The sequence below is a fragment of the Stenotrophomonas sp. KH_036_B genome, from assembly GCF_057839485.1.
Window position 1 is genome coordinate 1068976 of the sequence record NZ_CM174491.1, and the last position, 17287, is coordinate 1086262.

Here is a 17287-nt window from a genome sequence, read left to right on the forward strand (position 1 = left end):
TCTGCGACTCACCAAACGCGCTTCAGCATATTGATTCAAAAGGGAATTCGACAGACTTCCGGGCACTTGTCCACCGGAGTCCCGCTCATGTCGCAAACGCGTCCCACGCCGTCCCCTACCGGCTCCTTGTCACTGCCAGTACGCCTCATCAGAGGGTTCGCCATCGCCTGCCTCGGGCTGTTGCTCGGCGAACTCGCGTATGCCAATCCGGTGACGGATGAGGGTGAGATCGCTGCCGTCATTCAGGACTATCTGCATGGCAGTTCCTACAACGAGCACGACCAGCTCCGGCGGGCGTTCCATCCCGAGGCGCGGCTGTACCTGAGCCAGGGAACCGACGGCATGCGCGAGGTGGGTATCGCCGAGTACGCCGGGTGGTTTGCCAGCAACCCGGGGCAGTTCAATGGCCGTATCGGTCGCCTGCTGGGCGTCCAGGTCGAAGGCAACATCGCCACCGCCAAGGCGGAGATTCTGGTCGGCAAGGACCAGGCGCGGTTCGTCGATCTGTTCCTGCTGAAGAAGCTGGGCGGGCACTGGATGATCATCAGCAAGACCGCCACCCGCCAGACGGCGCCAGCGCATGGCCGCCAGGTGCTGCTGGTGGTGTCCAACGTGGACACCATGCCCGGCACCCGGCTCAGCGCCGGCAACAGTTTCTCCGAACTGATCCATGCCTATGCCGGCTTCCGTGAGGCGGGCTACGGCGTTCAGTTCGTCAGCCCCGACGGCGGCGCCGTGCCGCTGGCCTATATCGATACCCGCAACGCCGAGCACAAGGCCTGGGTCTACGACAGCGACTTCATGTGGGCGCTGGCCAACACGCGCCGGCCCGACGAGGTGAATCCGGCAGATTATGCGGCGCTGATGTACATCGGCGGCAGTGCGGCCATGTACGGCGTTGCCGAGCACCCAGGCCTGCAGTCGCTGGCGGTGCGCATGTACGAGCAACCGGGCGGCATCGTTTCGGCGGTGTGCCATGGCAGCGCGGGGCTGGTGAACCTGACCCTGTCAGACGGCTCCGCGCTGGTAAGCGGAAAGCGTGTCACCGGGTACCCGGATGCATTTGAGGACATGAGCGCGGCTTACTACAAGACGTTCCCGTTTTCGATCGAACAACGGCTGCGCGAACGCAGCGGCCAGTTCAGCCATGGCGCCCGCGGAACTGCGCATGTGGAAGCCGATGGCCGGCTTATCACCGGCATGAACTGGGAATCTACCCGGGGCGTGGTGGCTGCGATCATTCAGCGGCTGGAGGCCGGGGGTGGCGAGATGCGCCAGGGCGTGGAAGCCGGTCGCTGAGTGGCGGACGGGGGCGAAATGGCGCGGCCGCAAAAGGGCTGGTGGGTCTGGACGGTCTGGACCTGACGGGTTACGTCGATCTGCTCCAGGGGATATCGGCGTCGGTCACGGCGGACTCGAATTGCGGCCGCCCGAACCAGTAGCCCTGCATCAGCCGGATGCCGAGGTCGGACAGGCAGTGCGCCTCATCACCGGTCTCGATGCCTTCGGCAATGACATCTATCGCCAGCGCCTCGCACATGGAGACCACGCCGGCCACGATCGCGCGTCGTGACCGGCTGTGGTCGATGCCCCGGATCAAGGCCATATCCAGTTTGACGATGTCCGGTTGGAAATCCGCCAGCAGGTTCAGGCCGGCAAACCCGGCACCGAAATCATCGATGGCCGTCTTGAAGCCGATACGCTTGTACTCGCTCAGGATCTCCGCCAGCCATTTCCCATCGCTGACCTGCTCGCCCTCCACGGTTTCAAATATGATGCGATCGACCGGAAACCCATGCCGATCGGCGGCCTCAAGCGTGGAGCGTATGCACACCTCGGGCCGGTAGATCGCATTGGGCAGAAAGTTGATTGAAAGATGGGAGCGCAACTGCAACGAAGCTGCGATCCGGATGGCTTTCTCACGGCAGGCCTGGTCGAACGAATACCGGTTCTCGGCAGTGACGCGTGACAGTACCGAACTCGCCGGTTCGCCCGCCGGGCCGCGCACCAGTGCTTCATGCGCGAACACCTTGCGTGCATGCACATCGACGATAGGCTGGAATGCGTAACTGAATTCGAACTGCAGCGGATCCGCATCCCGGCACAGGGCGCATCCGGCGCGCGTATCGGTGGGAGGCATGCGGCTGATTCCGTGTTCGGGTCAAGGCAGGGAGCATAGCCGATGCCCACTCACGGCGATGTGGATGTAGCGCGTTACGGGCCGCTTCACGCCCGCTTCACTGCCAGCCCATCGCGGTTTCAAGCGGCGCAGACAGAGTGGATCCACTTTCGCGCGGATGCCTCGCTCATGGGAACGGTCTACGCCACGTTGCTGTTCATTGCAGTGATCCTGGGGCTTGCGTTGGCCGGGCTCATCGCGATCTACCAGCGCCACAAGCCACTGTTCGTGGCATCGGTCCTCGTCCTGCTCGGGGTTCCATTGGCAGCGTACGTCATCGTGTCGCATGCCTCCAAGTTGAAGGACGTACCCCTTGGGCTGGGTGTAAGCACCATCCTTTATGACGGCGGCGCGAACTGGTCGCTGGACGATGCCGGCGTTCGTGTGTACGCGCTACCGGGTCAGGCCATCAGAAACGTTATTGCCGGCGGGGAGACGTACCTGTCCTCGCTTCCTCCAAACAAGAACCCCTGGCTGGAAAGTTGGCGGGGGGACTATTCCCGATACGGTGGTTGGCGGCGAACCCCGATCGTACCCAGCCAGCGTTGGCAGTTGGACGCGCACACTGGCTCTTTATCGGTGTCGGGTTACTTCAGTCAACGGGAATGGGTCATGCACCGCCGTCACGGGGAGGTGTCGCGCCAGATCGAAGCGGCGGTCAACCAACCCGGGAGCTACTACGCGTTTGGCGATGGTGGCACGCTGATCATCCAGCCAGTCGCCGGCAAGGCGTTCTACATCTATACGCCGTTTGAGGACTGACGCCTGCTGAGGTGAGAGGAAGCAGGGCGACGAACGGGTTTGATGGCCCTTGGTGGCGCATGCGAATAGCGTCAACCCAGCGCAACCATGGCTTGGCTCATGGGTGGCACCTGTTATCGAGGTATTTCCTTACAAAACATGAGGTTGAACCCGGATGGATCGGGCTGACTCTGTCGTTCAAAGTAGAGGTCGGTGCCAAAAAGGCACATTTTGCCCACTGGTGTACGATGCCCTTTCCAACCACATTCGGGTCGGCTGCCATGAAGCCCACTGACACCGCTCTTCGGCGCAACGCCAAGACGGGCTCCTTCGCCTCCGTGAGGGAGAAGGGGTCGAAGGCCACGGAGGTGCACCTGTTGAATCTGCCCACCATGACGGCCAGTCAGCTCAAGAAAGGCGGATGGCCTGGCGTGATGGCGGAAGTGAACAAGGCGGCCGCGGTGGCGGTGACCAACCATCACCGGACCGAGGCCGTGATACTTACGGCAGGGCAATACGAATCGCTCGTGCAACGGGCATCAACGCCGAAGGGGTCGGGGAGGCCTGCACCGTCCGATATGGCGTCCAAGGAAGTCGCGCTGGCGCGACTGCAGAGTGCGTTCGATCAGCGGTTGGCCAAGCTCAAGGATGGCAAGTCATTGGGTGCTGCGACAGGCAAGCGTGCGCGTCGTGGAAAGGTCACCCTCGGACCGTCCGTCTGACGCATGCCGAGGATACTGGTCCTCGCGGGCGTGAACGGGGCCGGCAAGAGTTCCCTGCTGGGCGCTTGGATGAGGGAGGAAGGGCTGACATGGTTCAATCCCGACGCATTCACCCGTGAGCTTGAGGCTGCGGGGTACCCGCATCACGAGGCCAATGCGAAGGCGTGGGAGGAGGGCAAGAACCGGCTTGTCCGGGCCATGGTCAACGCCGAGGACTATGCCTTCGAGTCCACATTGGGCGCCACTACTATTCCAGCGTTGCTGCGTGAGGCCATGGAAAGTCATGAGGTCCATGTCTGGTTCTGTGGCCTCTCCAATGTGGATCTGCACATCGAGCGGGTGTCTGAGCGGGTAGCTCAGGGCGGACACGATATTCCGGAGCACAAGATCAGGGAGCGTTTCGACACGTCTCGACAGAACCTGGTCGCGCTACTGGGTGGGCTGACCACGCTTCATCTCTACGACAACAGCGTCCCGATGGAAGACGGTGTCGCCGAGCCTCGCTTAGTGCTGGAACTCGAGCATGGCATCATGCTTTACCCGGCCGATGTGGATGCGCTCGTCGCAACCCCTACGTGGGCAGTCCCCATCATGGAACACGCGCTGCGAATCCATCCTCCCGCGTGGCTTGCTTGAGGATGTCCTGCGCTCCTTGTAACTCCTGCAGCCAACCATCCGCCTGACGACCGAACGCCGCCATGATCAGATCACTTGCGCTTGCCTTGCTCATACCCGCTGCCGCGACCGTCCAAGCGCATGCGAGCAGCGGTGAAGAATTCTGTGGCGAGGCGATCGGTATCTATCTGCCCACGCCCCAAGGAACGCCGGCACCCAACATCGAACTGGCTGATTTTCAGTACACCAGTCCTGATGATCCCTGCGCGCGCAACATCGCGCATGACGAACTCATGAAGCTTCATGCGGCAATCAAACCGTTGGCGGCGGCTGCATTCGCTGATAGCCCGGCCAGCTTTGGCGTCATGGTTCGCTATACGCTCACGCCAGATGCACCGGCAACGTTCGAAATGCAGGCGCGTGATGCGCCCGACAGTGAGAAGCCTCGGCTAACCCGCTTCTACCATGCAGCGGCAGCCCTGGAGGACTTTCACTCATCGAGCGGGACGGTTTACGTGGTCGTCCACTACACCGTCTCCCCCACTGGGGAAGCGGCGCGGCCCGCGGAGGACTGAAGAACCCGGGGTGGGGAGCTGCTGGTGGCCTACGTGTGGGATGCGCTAGCCAAGCGCGGGAAGGATCCAGCCGCCGCCCATTGGCGGAGAAGGTTCACGGGTATTTCACCGGATAGCGCCGCTAATCCGTGTATGGCCGATCAGCGCCATCGCCCGGTTCGACCGAAGCTCCCCTCAGCACATTCGGATTCCTGGCTACAGCGACCCCGCCGGAGTTACCCAGATGAGAGTCTTGCTCGCGGTTCTCGTACTCGCATGCGCCTATCCCGCTGCAGTCGCGGCGGCGGCTCTCCCGCGCACGTCCGATGGGATGTCCTGTGACAGCCCCAACCAGTCGCAGGCGGGGCTGAACCAATGCGCCAGCAACGGTGCAAAAGCCGCTGACGCCGAGCTCAACCGGGTCTATGCGAAGGTGCTGGCCGCCAATGCCGACGACAAGGTGTTCCTTGAGAAATTCAAGGCCGCCCAGCGCGCCTGGGTGGCGTTCCGTGACGCGCAGATCGCGGCGCGCTACCCCAGCCCGGCGGACTACGGCAGCGTTCTTCCTATGTGCCAGAGCAATGAGTACGAGCAGCTGACGCGCGACAGGGTCAAACAGCTCAACGCGTGGGTGGCCGGTACGGAAGAAGGGGATGTCTGTGCGGGGTCGTATCCCATGAGCGGCAAGTAGAGCCCGCGTCCGCTCCCGGCACCGGTGGGTGTGGGCGGCATCCAAAGCCGGCGTGACTGGCTTATGATCCACCCACTTCATTCCCGCAGCGGCATCATGGACCGAGCCCGTACGTACCTTGCATGGCGACAGCCGCTGCTGCGGTGGACCGCACTGCTGATGCTGCTGTGGTGTACCGCACCCGCGCTGGCACAGACCGCGCGCAAGCCGTCGCCGTACGAGTACCGCCCGGGCAGTGACGCCGCCCCCGCGCAACCCACGACCGGCCCGGATTATCTGTCGCGCATCGACAGCCGCGCGCAGTTCATGCAGCTTGCCCGTGTCTACAACGCCGGCACGGCGCTGGAGATGCCCCACCTGATCTTCGTGATCGACCGGCAGAACGCCGCGCGCGTTTACTACATCAATACGCCTCGTTTTGGCCTGCACGAGCAGTTCGTGCGCGGCCAGCGGCTGGTACGGTCCCTCGACAAGGCCACGCTCAATGCGCAGTACCGCGACCCGCAGCGACGGTTCCTGTTCGGTACGTTGAGCTGGCAGCGTGACCTGCCGGGTTACACCTACGAATTCTGGGAGGGCGACACGCTCACCGGTCCCCTGCTGCGGCAGACCGATCAGGTGCTGCACGCCTCGTTCCGCGAGCCGATCCGCTTCAAGACCAACTCCACCCAGCACGAGCAGGTGGCAAGCGCCACGGGGTTGCCGTTCGTGACCCAGGAGGCATTGCTGCGCGAGCAGCGTTTCCTGCCGCTCAACACGGGGCGCGCCGAAGGGCGGCTGCGCATCGTGCGCACCGAGGCGCAACTGCGCACGCTGTCGCCGCGCGACATCCCGGTACTGGACGAGGTGCCCATCGCGCTGGCGCCGGTGGCGGGGCTGGTGACGCAGCGCCCGTCCACGCTGCTGTCGCACGTCAACCTGCTGGCCAAGGGGTGGGGCATTCCCAACGTCTATGTGCGCGATGCCGTGGCGGCGCTGCGCCAGTACGACGGGCGCTGGGTGGCACTGGAGGTCACGCATAACGACTACCGGGTTACGCCGCTGGCGCGCCCGCCGAGGACGCCAGGCGCCGCGACGGTCCGCCCGGTGGCACGCAACCTGCCACGCCCGGATCTGTCGGTGGTGGCGCTCAAACCACTGGTGGCACTGCGGGCGCGCGACAGCGGCCACTGTGGCGTCAAGGCGGCCAACCTGGGCACGCTGAAGGCGGCACTGCCACCGGCCGCGCGGGTACCCGATGGTTTCTGCATTCCGTTCTCGCACTATCAGGCGATGACGCAGCGCCTGCATATTCCGCAGCGCCTGCAGGACCTGCAGCGCCGGCCGGGCTTCAGCAGCGACCCGAACATCCGCCGTGACGCACTGGCCGCGCTGCGCGCGGAAATCTCCAACGCCACGCCTGATCCCGCATTCGTGCGCGCGCTGGAGTCGCAGTGGCAGGCGCAGCTCAAGGGTGCCGGGGTATTCGTGCGCAGCTCGTCCAACTCCGAGGATCTGCCCGGCTTCAGTGGCGCCGGTCTGTACACCACCGTGCCCAACGTGACCCGCGCCGATGCGGTGGCCAAGGCCGTGCAGACGGTGTGGGCGTCGGTGTACAACTTCGAGGCGTACGAGGCACGCACGGCGGCCGGGCTGGGGCAGGACGCGGTAGCCATGGCGGTGCTGGTGCAGGTTGCCGCGCCGTCGGACAGTTCGGGCGTGATGATCACCCGCGATCCGTTCGATGCGGCGCGCCGCCACATCACCTACATTTCGGCCAAGCGTGGGCTGGGTATCCGCGTGGTGGAGGGCAAACGCCAGGCCGAGCAGGTGATGTATTCCACCTGGTCCAAGGCGGTGCAGGTGCTGAGCCGCTCGGCGGAAGATACCCAGCTGGTGACCAACGCAGCGGGTGGCGTCCGCGAAGTTCCCATCACCGGCTCACGCCAGGTGCTGACCGACGCGCTGATCGCGCGGCTGGCCAAAATCGGGGCCAGTACCAAGCAGGCGCTGGGCGGTGTGGACCAGGACATCGAGTGGGCCGTGGTGGGCGATGAGGTGCTGGTCCTGCAGTCGCGTCCGTACGTGGACGGGAGTGCGCGGTAGTCAGCTGACCTGAGCGTCCCAAAGGCACATGACCTGGGTGATGGCCGCGTCCATCGCCTTGAAGGTCACGCCATCCCTGGCCAGCGTGGTCAGCCCAAGCAGGAAGCTGTCGAACACGCACGCCAGCGAAGGTGCGTCGGTAGCCGGGGCGAGCTCCCCACTTGCGATGCTGCGTTCCACGCAGGCGCGGATCCCGGCGCGCGTGTGAGCGCGCGAGCGCGTCAGCGGGGCAGACAGTGCCGTGAGCTCCGGTGACGGCGCGCTCATCACGCCCAGTGCAACCATGCAGCCCTTGGGGTGGCCGCGCTCGCACTGCATCCTGGCCGAACGACGCAGCGCCAGCTCGATGGCCTGCTTTGGGCCGAGTGCCGTGTCCCACAGGCAGTGGGTCACCTGCGCATAAGTTGCCAGATAGCGTTCCATGCACTCCTTGAAGAGCGCCTCCTTGGAGCCGAACGCGGCATAGAAGCTGGGCGCGGTGATGCCGCCGCCGATGGCGGCCTTGAGCTGGCTCAAGGACGTGGATTCGTAGCCCTGCTCCCAGAACAGGTGAAGTGCCTCCTCGACCGCCGTGTCCCGGTCGAAGCTGCGTGGCCTGCCCATCTGTGCCATGGCGGTCTCCAATGTCTACATAAATACTAGTCGATACACATGTGGTTGACCACACGGCATGCCGGGCGTATATATGTACCGAGCGATATATATGTAGTTGCCGACCCGGCTCCCCCCAATGAAGGACAGTGTGTGACCTCCTCAAACGCATCAACGGACAGCGCGATCCCTGCGCCGCTGCCGGTCACCGCGCTGCTTGCGCTGGCCATGACCGGCTTCATCTGCATCGTGACCGAAACCCTCCCGGCAGGCCTGCTTCCCTATATGTCCGAGGGTCTTGGTGTTACACCCGCACTGGCCGGGCAGACGGTCACCGCCTACGCATTGGGTTCGGTGCTGGCGGCAATCCCGCTGACCATCGCCACCCAGCAATGGCGGCGGCGCAACGTCCTGCTGCTCACCATCGTCGGCTTCCTGCTGTTCAACTCTGTCACCGCGCTGTCCAACCACTACACGCTGACCCTCGTGGCGCGGTTCTTCGCCGGCGCAGCAGCAGGCCTGGCATGGAGCCTGCTTGCCGGCTATGCGCGGCGCATGGTCCAGCCGGAACAGCAGGGCAGGGCCATGGCGATTGCGATGGTGGGTACCCCCATTGCGCTGTCCCTGGGCGTGCCGCTGGGCACCTGGATGGGCGGCATGCTGGGGTGGCGCACCGCGTTTGCGGCCATGTCGGCGCTGACGGTGGTACTGATCGTCTGGGTGCTGGTGAAGGTGCCCGACTACCCCGGGCAATCGCCATCGCAACGCGTGCCGCTGCGCAAGGTGCTGGGCACCCCGGGCGTACGTCCCGTACTGGCCACGGTGATGGCGTGGATGCTGGCGCACAACATTCTGTACACCTACGTGGCGCCATTCGCCGCACACGCGGGGCTGGGCCATCGGGTGGACATGCTGCTGTTGATCTTCGGTGCGGCGGCGCTGGCAGGCATCGCCTTGACGGGGAAGCTGGTGGAGCGCCACCTGCGCAGTACCGTGCTGGTATCGCTGGCGACGTTCTTCGCGATCTGCGTGGTGCTGGCAGTGCTGCAGTCGCTGCCGGCCGTGGTCTACGTGTGCGTGGCGATATGGGGCCTGACCTTCGGTGGCGCAGCGACGCTGCTGCAGACCGCACTGGCCGACAGTGCAGGCGAAGGCGCCGATGTGGCACTGTCGCTAAACGTGGTGGCATGGAACAGCGTCATCGCCGGCGGTGGCGTGGCCGGCGGGCTGTTGCTGGACCGCTGGGGCGCGCAGACCTTCCCGGCGGCCATGGCGCTCTTGCTGGCGGTGGGATTCGTCATCGCATGGCGCGCCCGACGCCATGGGTTTGCGGCGGGCGAGCGCTCAGCGGTGGCCGGTCACTAGGGCCCGTTTCCGCCTCAACGCGGCGCAAGGAACTGCCGCATGCGCTCCAGTTCGTCGTCCAGGGCATTGCGGAATCCGGTGCCTTTGGGCGCTTTGCCGGCCACATAGCCGAACGTGGATTCCAGCCGGCCGTCACGCACCGCAAGGTTGCCCCAGCCGATCACCTGGCCGCGCCAGAGCATCGGCAGCGCGTAGTAGCCGAACTGGCGCTTTGCGGCTGGCGTGTAAGCCTCGAACTTGTACGTCCAGTCCCAGAGCAGGGTGAACCGCCTGCGGTCCCACACCACGGGGTCGAAGGGGGCGAGCAGCCGCAGCTGGTCATCGAGGGCGTAGCGGCGCGAGCGCGGGTTCTCATCGGCGGGCCAGTACCAGGTAGTGCCATCGATGCGGCAGCTTGCCAGGTGTTCGTGCGCCAGTCGCAGCGCTATCCGGGTGTCCACAGCGAGATGTGGTGCGCCGTAGTCGAGCAACCGCACCAGATAGGTCAGGCTGGCGGCGGGCAGCGGCGCGTACTTGCGCACCACCAGCTCGATCAAGGCCGCGGCGCGCAGCGCGCGTGCAGCGGGACCCTCGTCCGGGTCGGCGTGCATGGCCGGTTCGTAGACACGCGTGCCGCTGTCGCGTCGCTTCACCCGCAGCAGCCCGCGGTAGTGCATGCCGTCCAGCAGGTGCGTGCTGGCGTTGCTTGAGCCGCCCCAGTAGTTGGTGACGCGCCCGTGCGCGAAGTGCTGGTCGACCTCGCGGGGATGCACCGCGCCGCGTTCACGCACGAAGGCCAGTACATCGGCGGCCTTGCGCCGTGTCCCGGCATCCCAGGCATTCTTCGCCTGTCGCGGGTGGATCAACGCCAGGTGCGCGCGCGGCAGGAAGCCGTAGTTGACCAGGTAATCCTCGTCCACCGCCAGGCGCGCGTAGCAGCGCTCCAGGTCGCCGGCGCGGTAGCCCTTGACGCGATGGCGCAGCGTCAGATCCTGCGCCCGTGCCGGCGCGCGGATGGGGTCGGCCTGCACAAAGCCCAGGCGACGTATCGCCGCCGGCAGCGTGGTCGGGGTGAACAGGGTGCGCGCCACCGCATGGCGACGCAGGTCGTCGAGGCTGACTTCATTGGCCATGGGGGAATTGAAGCACAGCCACATCTGGTTCGCGCAGGCGAGTTGTGTTGAATGGGCAATCCAACCTCTACGTCATTCCGGCGGCGCTGGTGTACGGCGCGCTGGCGAAGGAAGTGCCGTGCTGATCTACCCTTCGGACGTTGACTGTCCACGCACGCGCCTCATTCCACCCTCGCCAGCTGCTGCTTGAAGCTCGGCCACAACGCCAGCTTGTGGGTAATGCTGGTGATGGTGCGACGCGGGTCGGTGGGATGCGGCCTGGACGAGGTGCTGCTCCTGCCCTGGCGCCACAGCCCGAACATCACGATCTCAGCGCCAACGGGGAAGGACTGCAGCCACGCGGCATCGGCGTGCCCCACGCTGACTTCATAGAAGTCCCGGCGGTCGGCCACGCCGGTCTGCTGGTACTTCGGGGCGCAGTTGAGGAACATGGAACCGGGCTGCGGCGATCGGTGTGACCTGACCGTGCCGACCAATGCCATCGGCAGGTCGGTCGTGCTCGCACCCAGCCGCTCCCAAGCGGCGTCATAGCGCTCCTGCGTATGGAAGAAGTTGTCCCAATCGACTTTCTTCTTGCCCAGGCGCAGCGTCACCTGCGCCGCGAGCAGAGCGTCGCTCTCGCACATCGCCCCCAGCACGAGCAGGTCGGCGAGGGTGCGCAGGTAACCCTCCAGCGGGCTCGCCTCCGGCTCCCCACCGCCGGCACGCTTCAGGGCCTGCTGCAGGATCAGCAGCCGCAGCTCGTATTTTCCGTCCCCCATCGCCAGCAGGACATCGGGATCGGCACCCGTGGATAGCAGGGACTGCAGGTAGCTGGGGGCGTTGTACCGGCAGCCCGGCTGGTGCTCGGCGCCCTTGTTCAAGCCGATGTAGCCGTGCTCGGCCACGAACTTCACCGAGGCGCCGCAGCCAGGGCTGTCGCACAACAGCGTGGGCAGCGTCTGCTTTGTATCATGGCGCTTCTGAAGGTCTGCGATGCGGTGCAGGGTGCCGTGTGTTCCAACGGCCCTGCGCATCTTGATGGCGCGACTCATCTGGACCGATCAACCCGGAAACGCGGGGAAGCGCTCGTCCGGGTGGCGTTTCTTCCATTCGGTGTGGGCCACGGTTCCTTCCCAGGCGATGAAGGACTGCGGCGGGCGCCCGCGACCGGACCAGGTTTCCTGGCTGTGCGGCAGCCAATAGCGCGGCGGCAGTTCCTCGCCGGCAACTTTTTCCGGCTTGGCGCGCTTGGCGGGGCGCACCGGGGCCTCACCTGCCACCAGCGCGCGGATGCTGCGCTGTTGTTCGGGGCTGAAATCGGCATAACTGGCGTTGAGCAGCACGGTCACACGCGTATACGCCTCCTTGGTGGCGGCACGCAGCACGGCGTGCGGGGACGGGGAGGCGGATGACTTGCGGGGCATGTGATTCCAGGTAAGAAGGAGCTGACGGTGGCACGATAAATGATGCCCCTGCCCAGCGCCATGGCGGCGACCGGCATGACATGACGTTTGACGCGCCCGTTGTGGCGGTGCGGGGGAGTGAAGACCCCCTCTTTCGAGGCATGCGCCCCCGCGGTGATGGGTCCCCAATGTGGGCAGCCAGATCGAACGCGGGAGGCGACCGGTGCAGCTGCTGTACGCGACATTTCCTGATCGACTGCCCGGCGTGGGCCTGCTCATGCTGCGGCTGCTGCTGTCCTCGATGCTGGTCTGGCACTGGGGCCTGCGCATGGCGATGCCCGGGGCTGACCTGCTCGCCTGGGCGTGGCTGGCGGCGGTCCTGCTGGCCAGCGGCAGCCTGCTCCCCCTGGGAATAGGGGGCTCGCTGGTCATAGGCTGGCTGGATGCGGGCCTGGACGGCTGGCCGTTCGCCGGCCTGCTGGTGGCCCTGTTGCTGCTGGGGCCGGGGGCCTATTCGGTGGACGCGATGCTGTTCGGCAGGCGGGTCCTGCAGCGGCCGGCCTCCGGAGGGGCCGGTCACCAGGAGCATCGGCCCGATGACGACCCGAAAGAGTAGGTGCGCGATGGGCCAATTGGGGGTTTGGGCGCGAGGCCCATGCGACCAGCATGCACAGCAACTCTCCCGAGGTCGCCGCCCGTGCACACCCGCCCTACGGCATTCCCCGTCCAACCCGTGATCGGGCCCTGCATGGGCATGGGCATGGTCGTGCCTGTGCCAGCGGTCGGCTCGCCGGCGATAGGGCGGGCGGTCGCCTACATCGACGCCAACCTGTGTGAGCCGTTGCAGCTCAGTGCCATCGCGGCCGTGGCGTGCATGAGCCGCTGTCACTTCGCGCGGTTGTTCCGCCACCAGATCGGGGTCAGTCCCATGGAGTACCAGCGTCTGGGGCGCATCGAGCGCGCGCGGCATCTGCTGCGCAGTGATGGCCAGCGCATCGGCCAGATCGCCAGCGAACTGGGCTTCTACGACCAGAGCCACTTCGTGCGCTGGTTTCGCCGCACCTTGGGCTGCACGCCGTCCGCGTACGTCCGGGGCGAAGCGCCCTCCCGATTGCCGGTGGCGTGACGGCCATCGGGGCGGAACACCGTGGTCCGCCTTGCCTGGGCGTTTTTGTATGATGGCGCGGGCGCAAGGGGCTGATGATGACGTTCATATTCCGGGGCCTTGCCTGCGCGTGGCTGCTGTTCCTCAGTGGACATGCCGCTGCGCTTGATCCTGCACGCGGTGTGGCGCAGTTCCACCACACCGCCTGGACCGTGAATCAGGGCGCACCTGGCCAGGTGACCGCGCTGGCGCAGACGGCGGACGGTTACCTCTGGCTGGGTACCGAGATCGGGCTGTATCGGTTCGACGGCGCGCGGTTCACCCGCTTCGTGCCGCCGGGCAGCCACGCCTTCCCCGCCACCAGCGTTTCAACCCTGTATACGTCGCGCAGCGGCGGCCTGTGGGTCGGCTTCCGATACGGCGGGGTGAGCCTGATCGAGGGCAGCCGGGTCCGCCACTACGGCCCTGCCGATGGCCTGCCCACCAGTACGGTGTTCCGCTTCGCCGAAGATGGCGACGGCCGGTTGTGGGCGGCCACGTTTACGGGCCCCGTTGCGCTGCACGGCCAGCAGTGGGCGCGGCCGACGCCCGCCATGGCCTACCCGGGACGCCAGGCGCGCACGCTGTTCACCGATCGCGACGGCACGCTCTGGGTGGCAACCGAAAACGGCCTGGTGGTCCTGCGACGCGGCGCCCGCGCGTTTGCCAGCGTGCCGGGCAGCGTGGGTCGCATCAGCCAGATCGCGCAGGCACCCGACGGCGCCCTCTGGGTGGCCGAGGCGGACGGGGGCGTGCGCGCGCTGCGGGAGAAGGGCGAGCCCGGTGCCTCTGCCGGCCTGCTCTTCGACCGCGACGGGGTTCTCTGGGCGACCACGCTGGGCACGGGTCTGCTGCGTCGATCTCCGCAGCGAAGTCCGGCAGGGTTCGAGTCCTTCCGCCGGGTGGACGGGCTCAGTTCGGATTATGTGCAGCCGTTGCTGGAGGACCGCGAGGGCAACCTGTGGGTGGGCAGCAGCCGCGGCCTGGACCGGTTCCGGCATGCCAACCTGATCCCGGTGGCGATGCCGGAGGGCGCGCAGGAGTTCGCCATCGCCGCGGACGGCGATGCGCTGCTGGTGGGTACCCGCAACCATCCGCTGCAGCGCGTGGACATGGCGTCGCGCCAGGCGCTTGCGCTGTCGTCGGCCATCACGGCGATGCACCGGGATGCCGGCGGACGCACCTGGCTGGCCGGTCCCGAGGGCGTGTGGCGGAAGGCGGGCGCGCGGTTCGACAGGGTATCCGGCCTGCCGGTTTCCGCCCGCTCGGGGGTGCAGGCCATGGCGACCACACCGGATGGGGCGCTCTGGTTGTCCTTGAACACCCCCGGGCTGCATCGGTTTCGAGAGGGACGCTGGACGCACCTGCACGACCAGGACGGCCTGCCGTCCGGCGATTCGCCGCTGGTGATGCAGGCCGATGCGGATGGCCGCCTTTGGCTGGGCTTTGCACGCAATGCCGTGGCGGTCATGGAGAACGGCCGGTTCTCAACGCCGTGGTCGGGTGAGGCGTTGGACGTGGGCAACGTCACCGCGCTGTTCGAAGACAGCCGGGGCATGTGGATCGGCGGCGAGCGCGGCCTGGCGCAGGTCGCCGGTGGCCGCCTGCGCAACGTGGTGGCGGCGGTGCGCGAGGACCTGCGTGGCATCAGCGGGATCGTGGCCGACGATGCGGGTGACCTGTGGTTCAACGGCGCGCGAGGCGTGGTGCGGGTGCGTGCGGCCGACATCGCCGGCCTGTTCGGTGGGCAGGGCCGGCCGCGCTACGAGCGGTTCGACGCGCTGGACGCCTTGCCCGGCATCGCGGCGCAGTTCCGGCCGTTGCCTACGGCGGCGCGCACGCAGGACGGGCGGCTCTGGTTTGCGACGACGAGCGGCCTGGTGTCGATCGACCCCCGGCAGATCGTGCGCAATCCGGTGGCGCCGCCGGTGGAGATTCTCTCGCTGGCGGTCGACGGTGCCCCGGTGCCCCTCAACGGCGGGGAGGTGAGGTTGCCTGCCGGCACGCGCAACCTGCGGATCCGCTTCACGGCACTGAGTCTGTCCATCCCTGAGCGCGTGCGCTTCCGCTACAGGCTGGAGGGCTTCGATTCGCAGTGGCTGGAGGCATCGCCGGCCCGCTCGGCGTTCTACAACGCGCCGGGTTCGGGGCGGTATGTGTTCCGCGTTGCGGCGAGCAACAACGATGGCGTGTGGAACGAACAGGGTGCACGGCTGGTGGTCTCGATCGCACCGCACTACTGGGAAACCGGCTGGTTTCGCGTGCTGTGCGTCGTCGCGGCGGTGGCGCTGCTGTGGCTGCTGTACCTTGCCCGGTTGCGCCAGGTCGCGGCACACATCCGCGGCCGGCTGGATGAGCGCCATCGTGAGCGCGAGCGGATTGCCCGGGACCTGCACGACACCCTGCTGCAGAGCACGCAGGGCCTGATCCTGCGACTGCACGCGTCGAGCAGGAAGCTGGACCCCGCCGACCCGGTCCGCCTCGAACTGGAAGCGGCCATGACCATGGCCGAGCGCGTGGCTGCGGATGGCCGCGAGCGTGTGCGTGGACTGCGGGGCGATGTTGAACATGCGCGTGACCTGGGCGCGGCGTTGATGGGCGTGCTGGAGGAGACCCATGGTCTTGAGACGCCGGCGGTGCGGCTGGTCGTCGAAGGTACGCCGCGCCCGATGCAGCGCTGCGCCGCCGAGGAGGCGTACATGATCGGCCGCGAGGCGATGCTCAATGCGTTCCGGCACGCACACGCGACGTCGGTGGAGGTGTCCATCAGCTACGGGCGGCACGCCTTCCGGCTTCGCATCCATGACGACGGGCGCGGGTTCTCGCTGGACGCCGAGGCCCTCGAGGGGCACTGGGGCCTGGAGGGCATGCGCGAGCGCGCTGCCCGCGCGGGCGGCACCTTGACGATTCTCTCCGGCCGCCCGGGACGCGGTACCGAGATCGACCTGCAGATACCGGCTGCACTCGCGTGGCAAAGCGCGTTCCGCCCGGGCCTTGCAGGGCTGCGTGATCGGGCGCGGGCCGTGTTCAAGCGCGTCCGGCGGTAAAGCGCAACGGCGTACAAGCGCCGGCCTGCGGGGTCTGGTTCCATGTGGGTTGCCGCCCATGAGGAGGATGCACCGATGCCCCCACGCCAGCTGGATACGCTGACGCTTACCCGCCGCCAAGCGCTTCAGGTCGGCGCCTCGGCGCTCGCCGTGATGGCGCTGCCGAGTTTCGCCACGGCGCGCACCCCTACGCCCCCACCGGAAACCACGTACATGTCCGAGAACTTCGTCACCACCAAAGATGGCGTCCGCATCTTCTACAAGGATTGGGGCCCGCGCGACGCGCAGCCCATCGTCTTCCACCATGGCTGGCCGCTGTCCTCGGATGATTGGGACACCCAGATGCTGTTCTTCCTGCAGCACGGCTACCGCGTCATCGCGCACGACCGCCGCGGCCACGGGCGTTCGGCCCAGGTCAGCGACGGGCATGACATGGACCATTACGCCGCCGACGCTTCCGCCGTGGCCGAGCACCTCGACCTGCGCAACGCGGTGCACATCGGGCATTCCACCGGCGGTGGTGAAGTGGCGCGCTACGTGGCCAAGTTCGGCCAGCCGCAGGGCCGTGTTGCCAAGGCCGTGCTGGTCAGCGCGGTACCGCCGCTGATGCTGAAGACGGCGTCCAACCCGGGCGGGCTGCCCATCGAGGTGTTCGACGGCATCCGTGCCGGTGTCGCGGCCAACCGCGCCCAGCTGTTCGTCGACTTCCCGACCGGCCCGTTCTACGGCTTCAACCGCCCCGGCGCGAAGATCTCGCAGGGCGTGATCCAGAACTGGTGGCGCCAGGGCATGATGGGCAGCGCGAAGGCCCACTACGACGGCATCAAGGCGTTCTCGGAAACCGACCAGACCGACGACCTCAAGGCAATCACCGTCCCCACGCTGGTACTGCACGGCGACGACGACCAGGTAGTGCCGATCGCAGACGCCGCCCTGCTGTCGGTGAAGCTGCTCAAGAACGGCACGCTCAAGGTGTACAAGGGTTACCCGCACGGCATGCTGACCACGCACGCCGATGTCATCAACCCGGACCTGCTGGCCTTCATCAAGTCCTGA

Annotated in this window: 17 protein-coding genes; 12 read left to right on the forward strand and 5 right to left on the reverse strand. The window is 66.6% G+C overall.

Annotated features, from left to right (window positions below; genetic code table 11):
* Nucleotides 1-87: 87 nt before the first annotated feature.
* Complete coding sequence (locus AC3ITN_RS04890) at nt 88-1299, forward strand: nuclear transport factor 2 family protein (RefSeq protein WP_489392214.1); 1212 nt, start codon at nt 88-90, stop codon at nt 1297-1299.
* A 70-nt stretch (nt 1300-1369) separates the two neighbouring features.
* Here AC3ITN_RS04890 and AC3ITN_RS04895 read toward each other — a convergent pair whose 3' ends face one another.
* The gene (locus AC3ITN_RS04895; RefSeq protein WP_489392215.1) at nt 1370-2140 is read right to left on the reverse strand and encodes an EAL domain-containing protein; all 771 of its coding nucleotides are present in this window, start codon (nt 2138-2140) and stop codon (nt 1370-1372) included.
* 42 nt (nt 2141-2182) lie between these two features.
* Between AC3ITN_RS04895 and AC3ITN_RS04900 the strand changes: the two genes are divergently transcribed.
* The 6 genes from AC3ITN_RS04900 (at nt 2183) to AC3ITN_RS04925 (ending at nt 7587) form a co-directional block, all read left to right on the forward strand.
* Entirely contained in the window at nt 2183-2941 is a 759-nt protein-coding gene (locus AC3ITN_RS04900) for a hypothetical protein (RefSeq protein ID WP_489392216.1), read from the forward strand.
* Nucleotides 2942-3201: 260 nt separating this feature from the next.
* Nucleotides 3202-3642, forward strand: coding sequence for a type II toxin-antitoxin system prevent-host-death family antitoxin (locus AC3ITN_RS04905; protein WP_489392217.1), 441 nt, complete (start codon nt 3202-3204; stop codon nt 3640-3642).
* Between the two features lie 3 nt (nt 3643-3645).
* The gene (locus tag AC3ITN_RS04910) at nt 3646-4278 is read left to right on the forward strand and encodes an ATPase (protein ID WP_489392218.1); all 633 of its coding nucleotides are present in this window, start codon (nt 3646-3648) and stop codon (nt 4276-4278) included.
* Between the two features lie 62 nt (nt 4279-4340).
* Nucleotides 4341-4832 carry a hypothetical protein gene (locus tag AC3ITN_RS04915; RefSeq protein ID WP_489392219.1) on the forward strand — a complete coding sequence of 164 codons (492 nt, stop codon included), beginning with the start codon at nt 4341-4343 and terminating at the stop codon, nt 4830-4832.
* A gap of 223 nt (nt 4833-5055) precedes the next feature.
* Nucleotides 5056-5502, forward strand: coding sequence for a lysozyme inhibitor LprI family protein (locus AC3ITN_RS04920; RefSeq protein WP_489392220.1), 447 nt, complete (start codon nt 5056-5058; stop codon nt 5500-5502).
* A 96-nt stretch (nt 5503-5598) separates the two neighbouring features.
* Nucleotides 5599-7587, forward strand: coding sequence for a PEP/pyruvate-binding domain-containing protein (locus AC3ITN_RS04925; RefSeq protein WP_489392221.1), 1989 nt, complete (start codon nt 5599-5601; stop codon nt 7585-7587).
* On the opposite strand, the gene AC3ITN_RS04930 is transcribed toward AC3ITN_RS04925, so the two are convergent.
* Complete coding sequence (locus AC3ITN_RS04930; protein ID WP_489392222.1) at nt 7588-8199, reverse strand: TetR/AcrR family transcriptional regulator; 612 nt, start codon at nt 8197-8199, stop codon at nt 7588-7590.
* A 132-nt stretch (nt 8200-8331) separates the two neighbouring features.
* Here AC3ITN_RS04930 and AC3ITN_RS04935 point away from each other — a divergent pair, with 132 nt between their 5' ends.
* The gene (locus AC3ITN_RS04935) at nt 8332-9543 is read left to right on the forward strand and encodes an MFS transporter (RefSeq protein WP_489392223.1); all 1212 of its coding nucleotides are present in this window, start codon (nt 8332-8334) and stop codon (nt 9541-9543) included.
* 14 nt (nt 9544-9557) lie between these two features.
* On the opposite strand, the gene AC3ITN_RS04940 is transcribed toward AC3ITN_RS04935, so the two are convergent.
* From AC3ITN_RS04940 to AC3ITN_RS04950, 3 genes are all read right to left on the reverse strand, one after another.
* Entirely contained in the window at nt 9558-10655 is a 1098-nt protein-coding gene (locus AC3ITN_RS04940; RefSeq protein ID WP_489392224.1) for a DNA glycosylase AlkZ-like family protein, read from the reverse strand.
* 161 nt (nt 10656-10816) lie between these two features.
* Nucleotides 10817-11689: a hypothetical protein gene (locus tag AC3ITN_RS04945; protein WP_489392225.1), complete on the reverse strand. Its 873-nt coding sequence runs from the start codon at nt 11687-11689 to the stop codon at nt 10817-10819.
* A gap of 9 nt (nt 11690-11698) precedes the next feature.
* Entirely contained in the window at nt 11699-12061 is a 363-nt protein-coding gene (locus AC3ITN_RS04950; RefSeq protein ID WP_489392226.1) for an H-NS family nucleoid-associated regulatory protein, read from the reverse strand.
* 202 nt (nt 12062-12263) lie between these two features.
* Here AC3ITN_RS04950 and AC3ITN_RS04955 point away from each other — a divergent pair, with 202 nt between their 5' ends.
* From AC3ITN_RS04955 to AC3ITN_RS04970, 4 genes are all read left to right on the forward strand, one after another.
* Nucleotides 12264-12656 carry a hypothetical protein gene (locus AC3ITN_RS04955; protein WP_489392227.1) on the forward strand — a complete coding sequence of 131 codons (393 nt, stop codon included), beginning with the start codon at nt 12264-12266 and terminating at the stop codon, nt 12654-12656.
* Nucleotides 12657-12800: 144 nt separating this feature from the next.
* Nucleotides 12801-13166 (forward strand): helix-turn-helix domain-containing protein, encoded by a 366-nt coding sequence (locus AC3ITN_RS04960; protein ID WP_489392228.1) that lies wholly within the window; start codon nt 12801-12803, stop codon nt 13164-13166.
* A gap of 77 nt (nt 13167-13243) precedes the next feature.
* Nucleotides 13244-16231 (forward strand): sensor histidine kinase, encoded by a 2988-nt coding sequence (locus AC3ITN_RS04965; RefSeq protein ID WP_489392229.1) that lies wholly within the window; start codon nt 13244-13246, stop codon nt 16229-16231.
* Nucleotides 16232-16444: 213 nt separating this feature from the next.
* On the forward strand, nt 16445-17287 hold the full coding sequence (locus AC3ITN_RS04970; protein ID WP_489392872.1) for an alpha/beta fold hydrolase: 843 nt from the start codon (nt 16445-16447) through the stop codon (nt 17285-17287).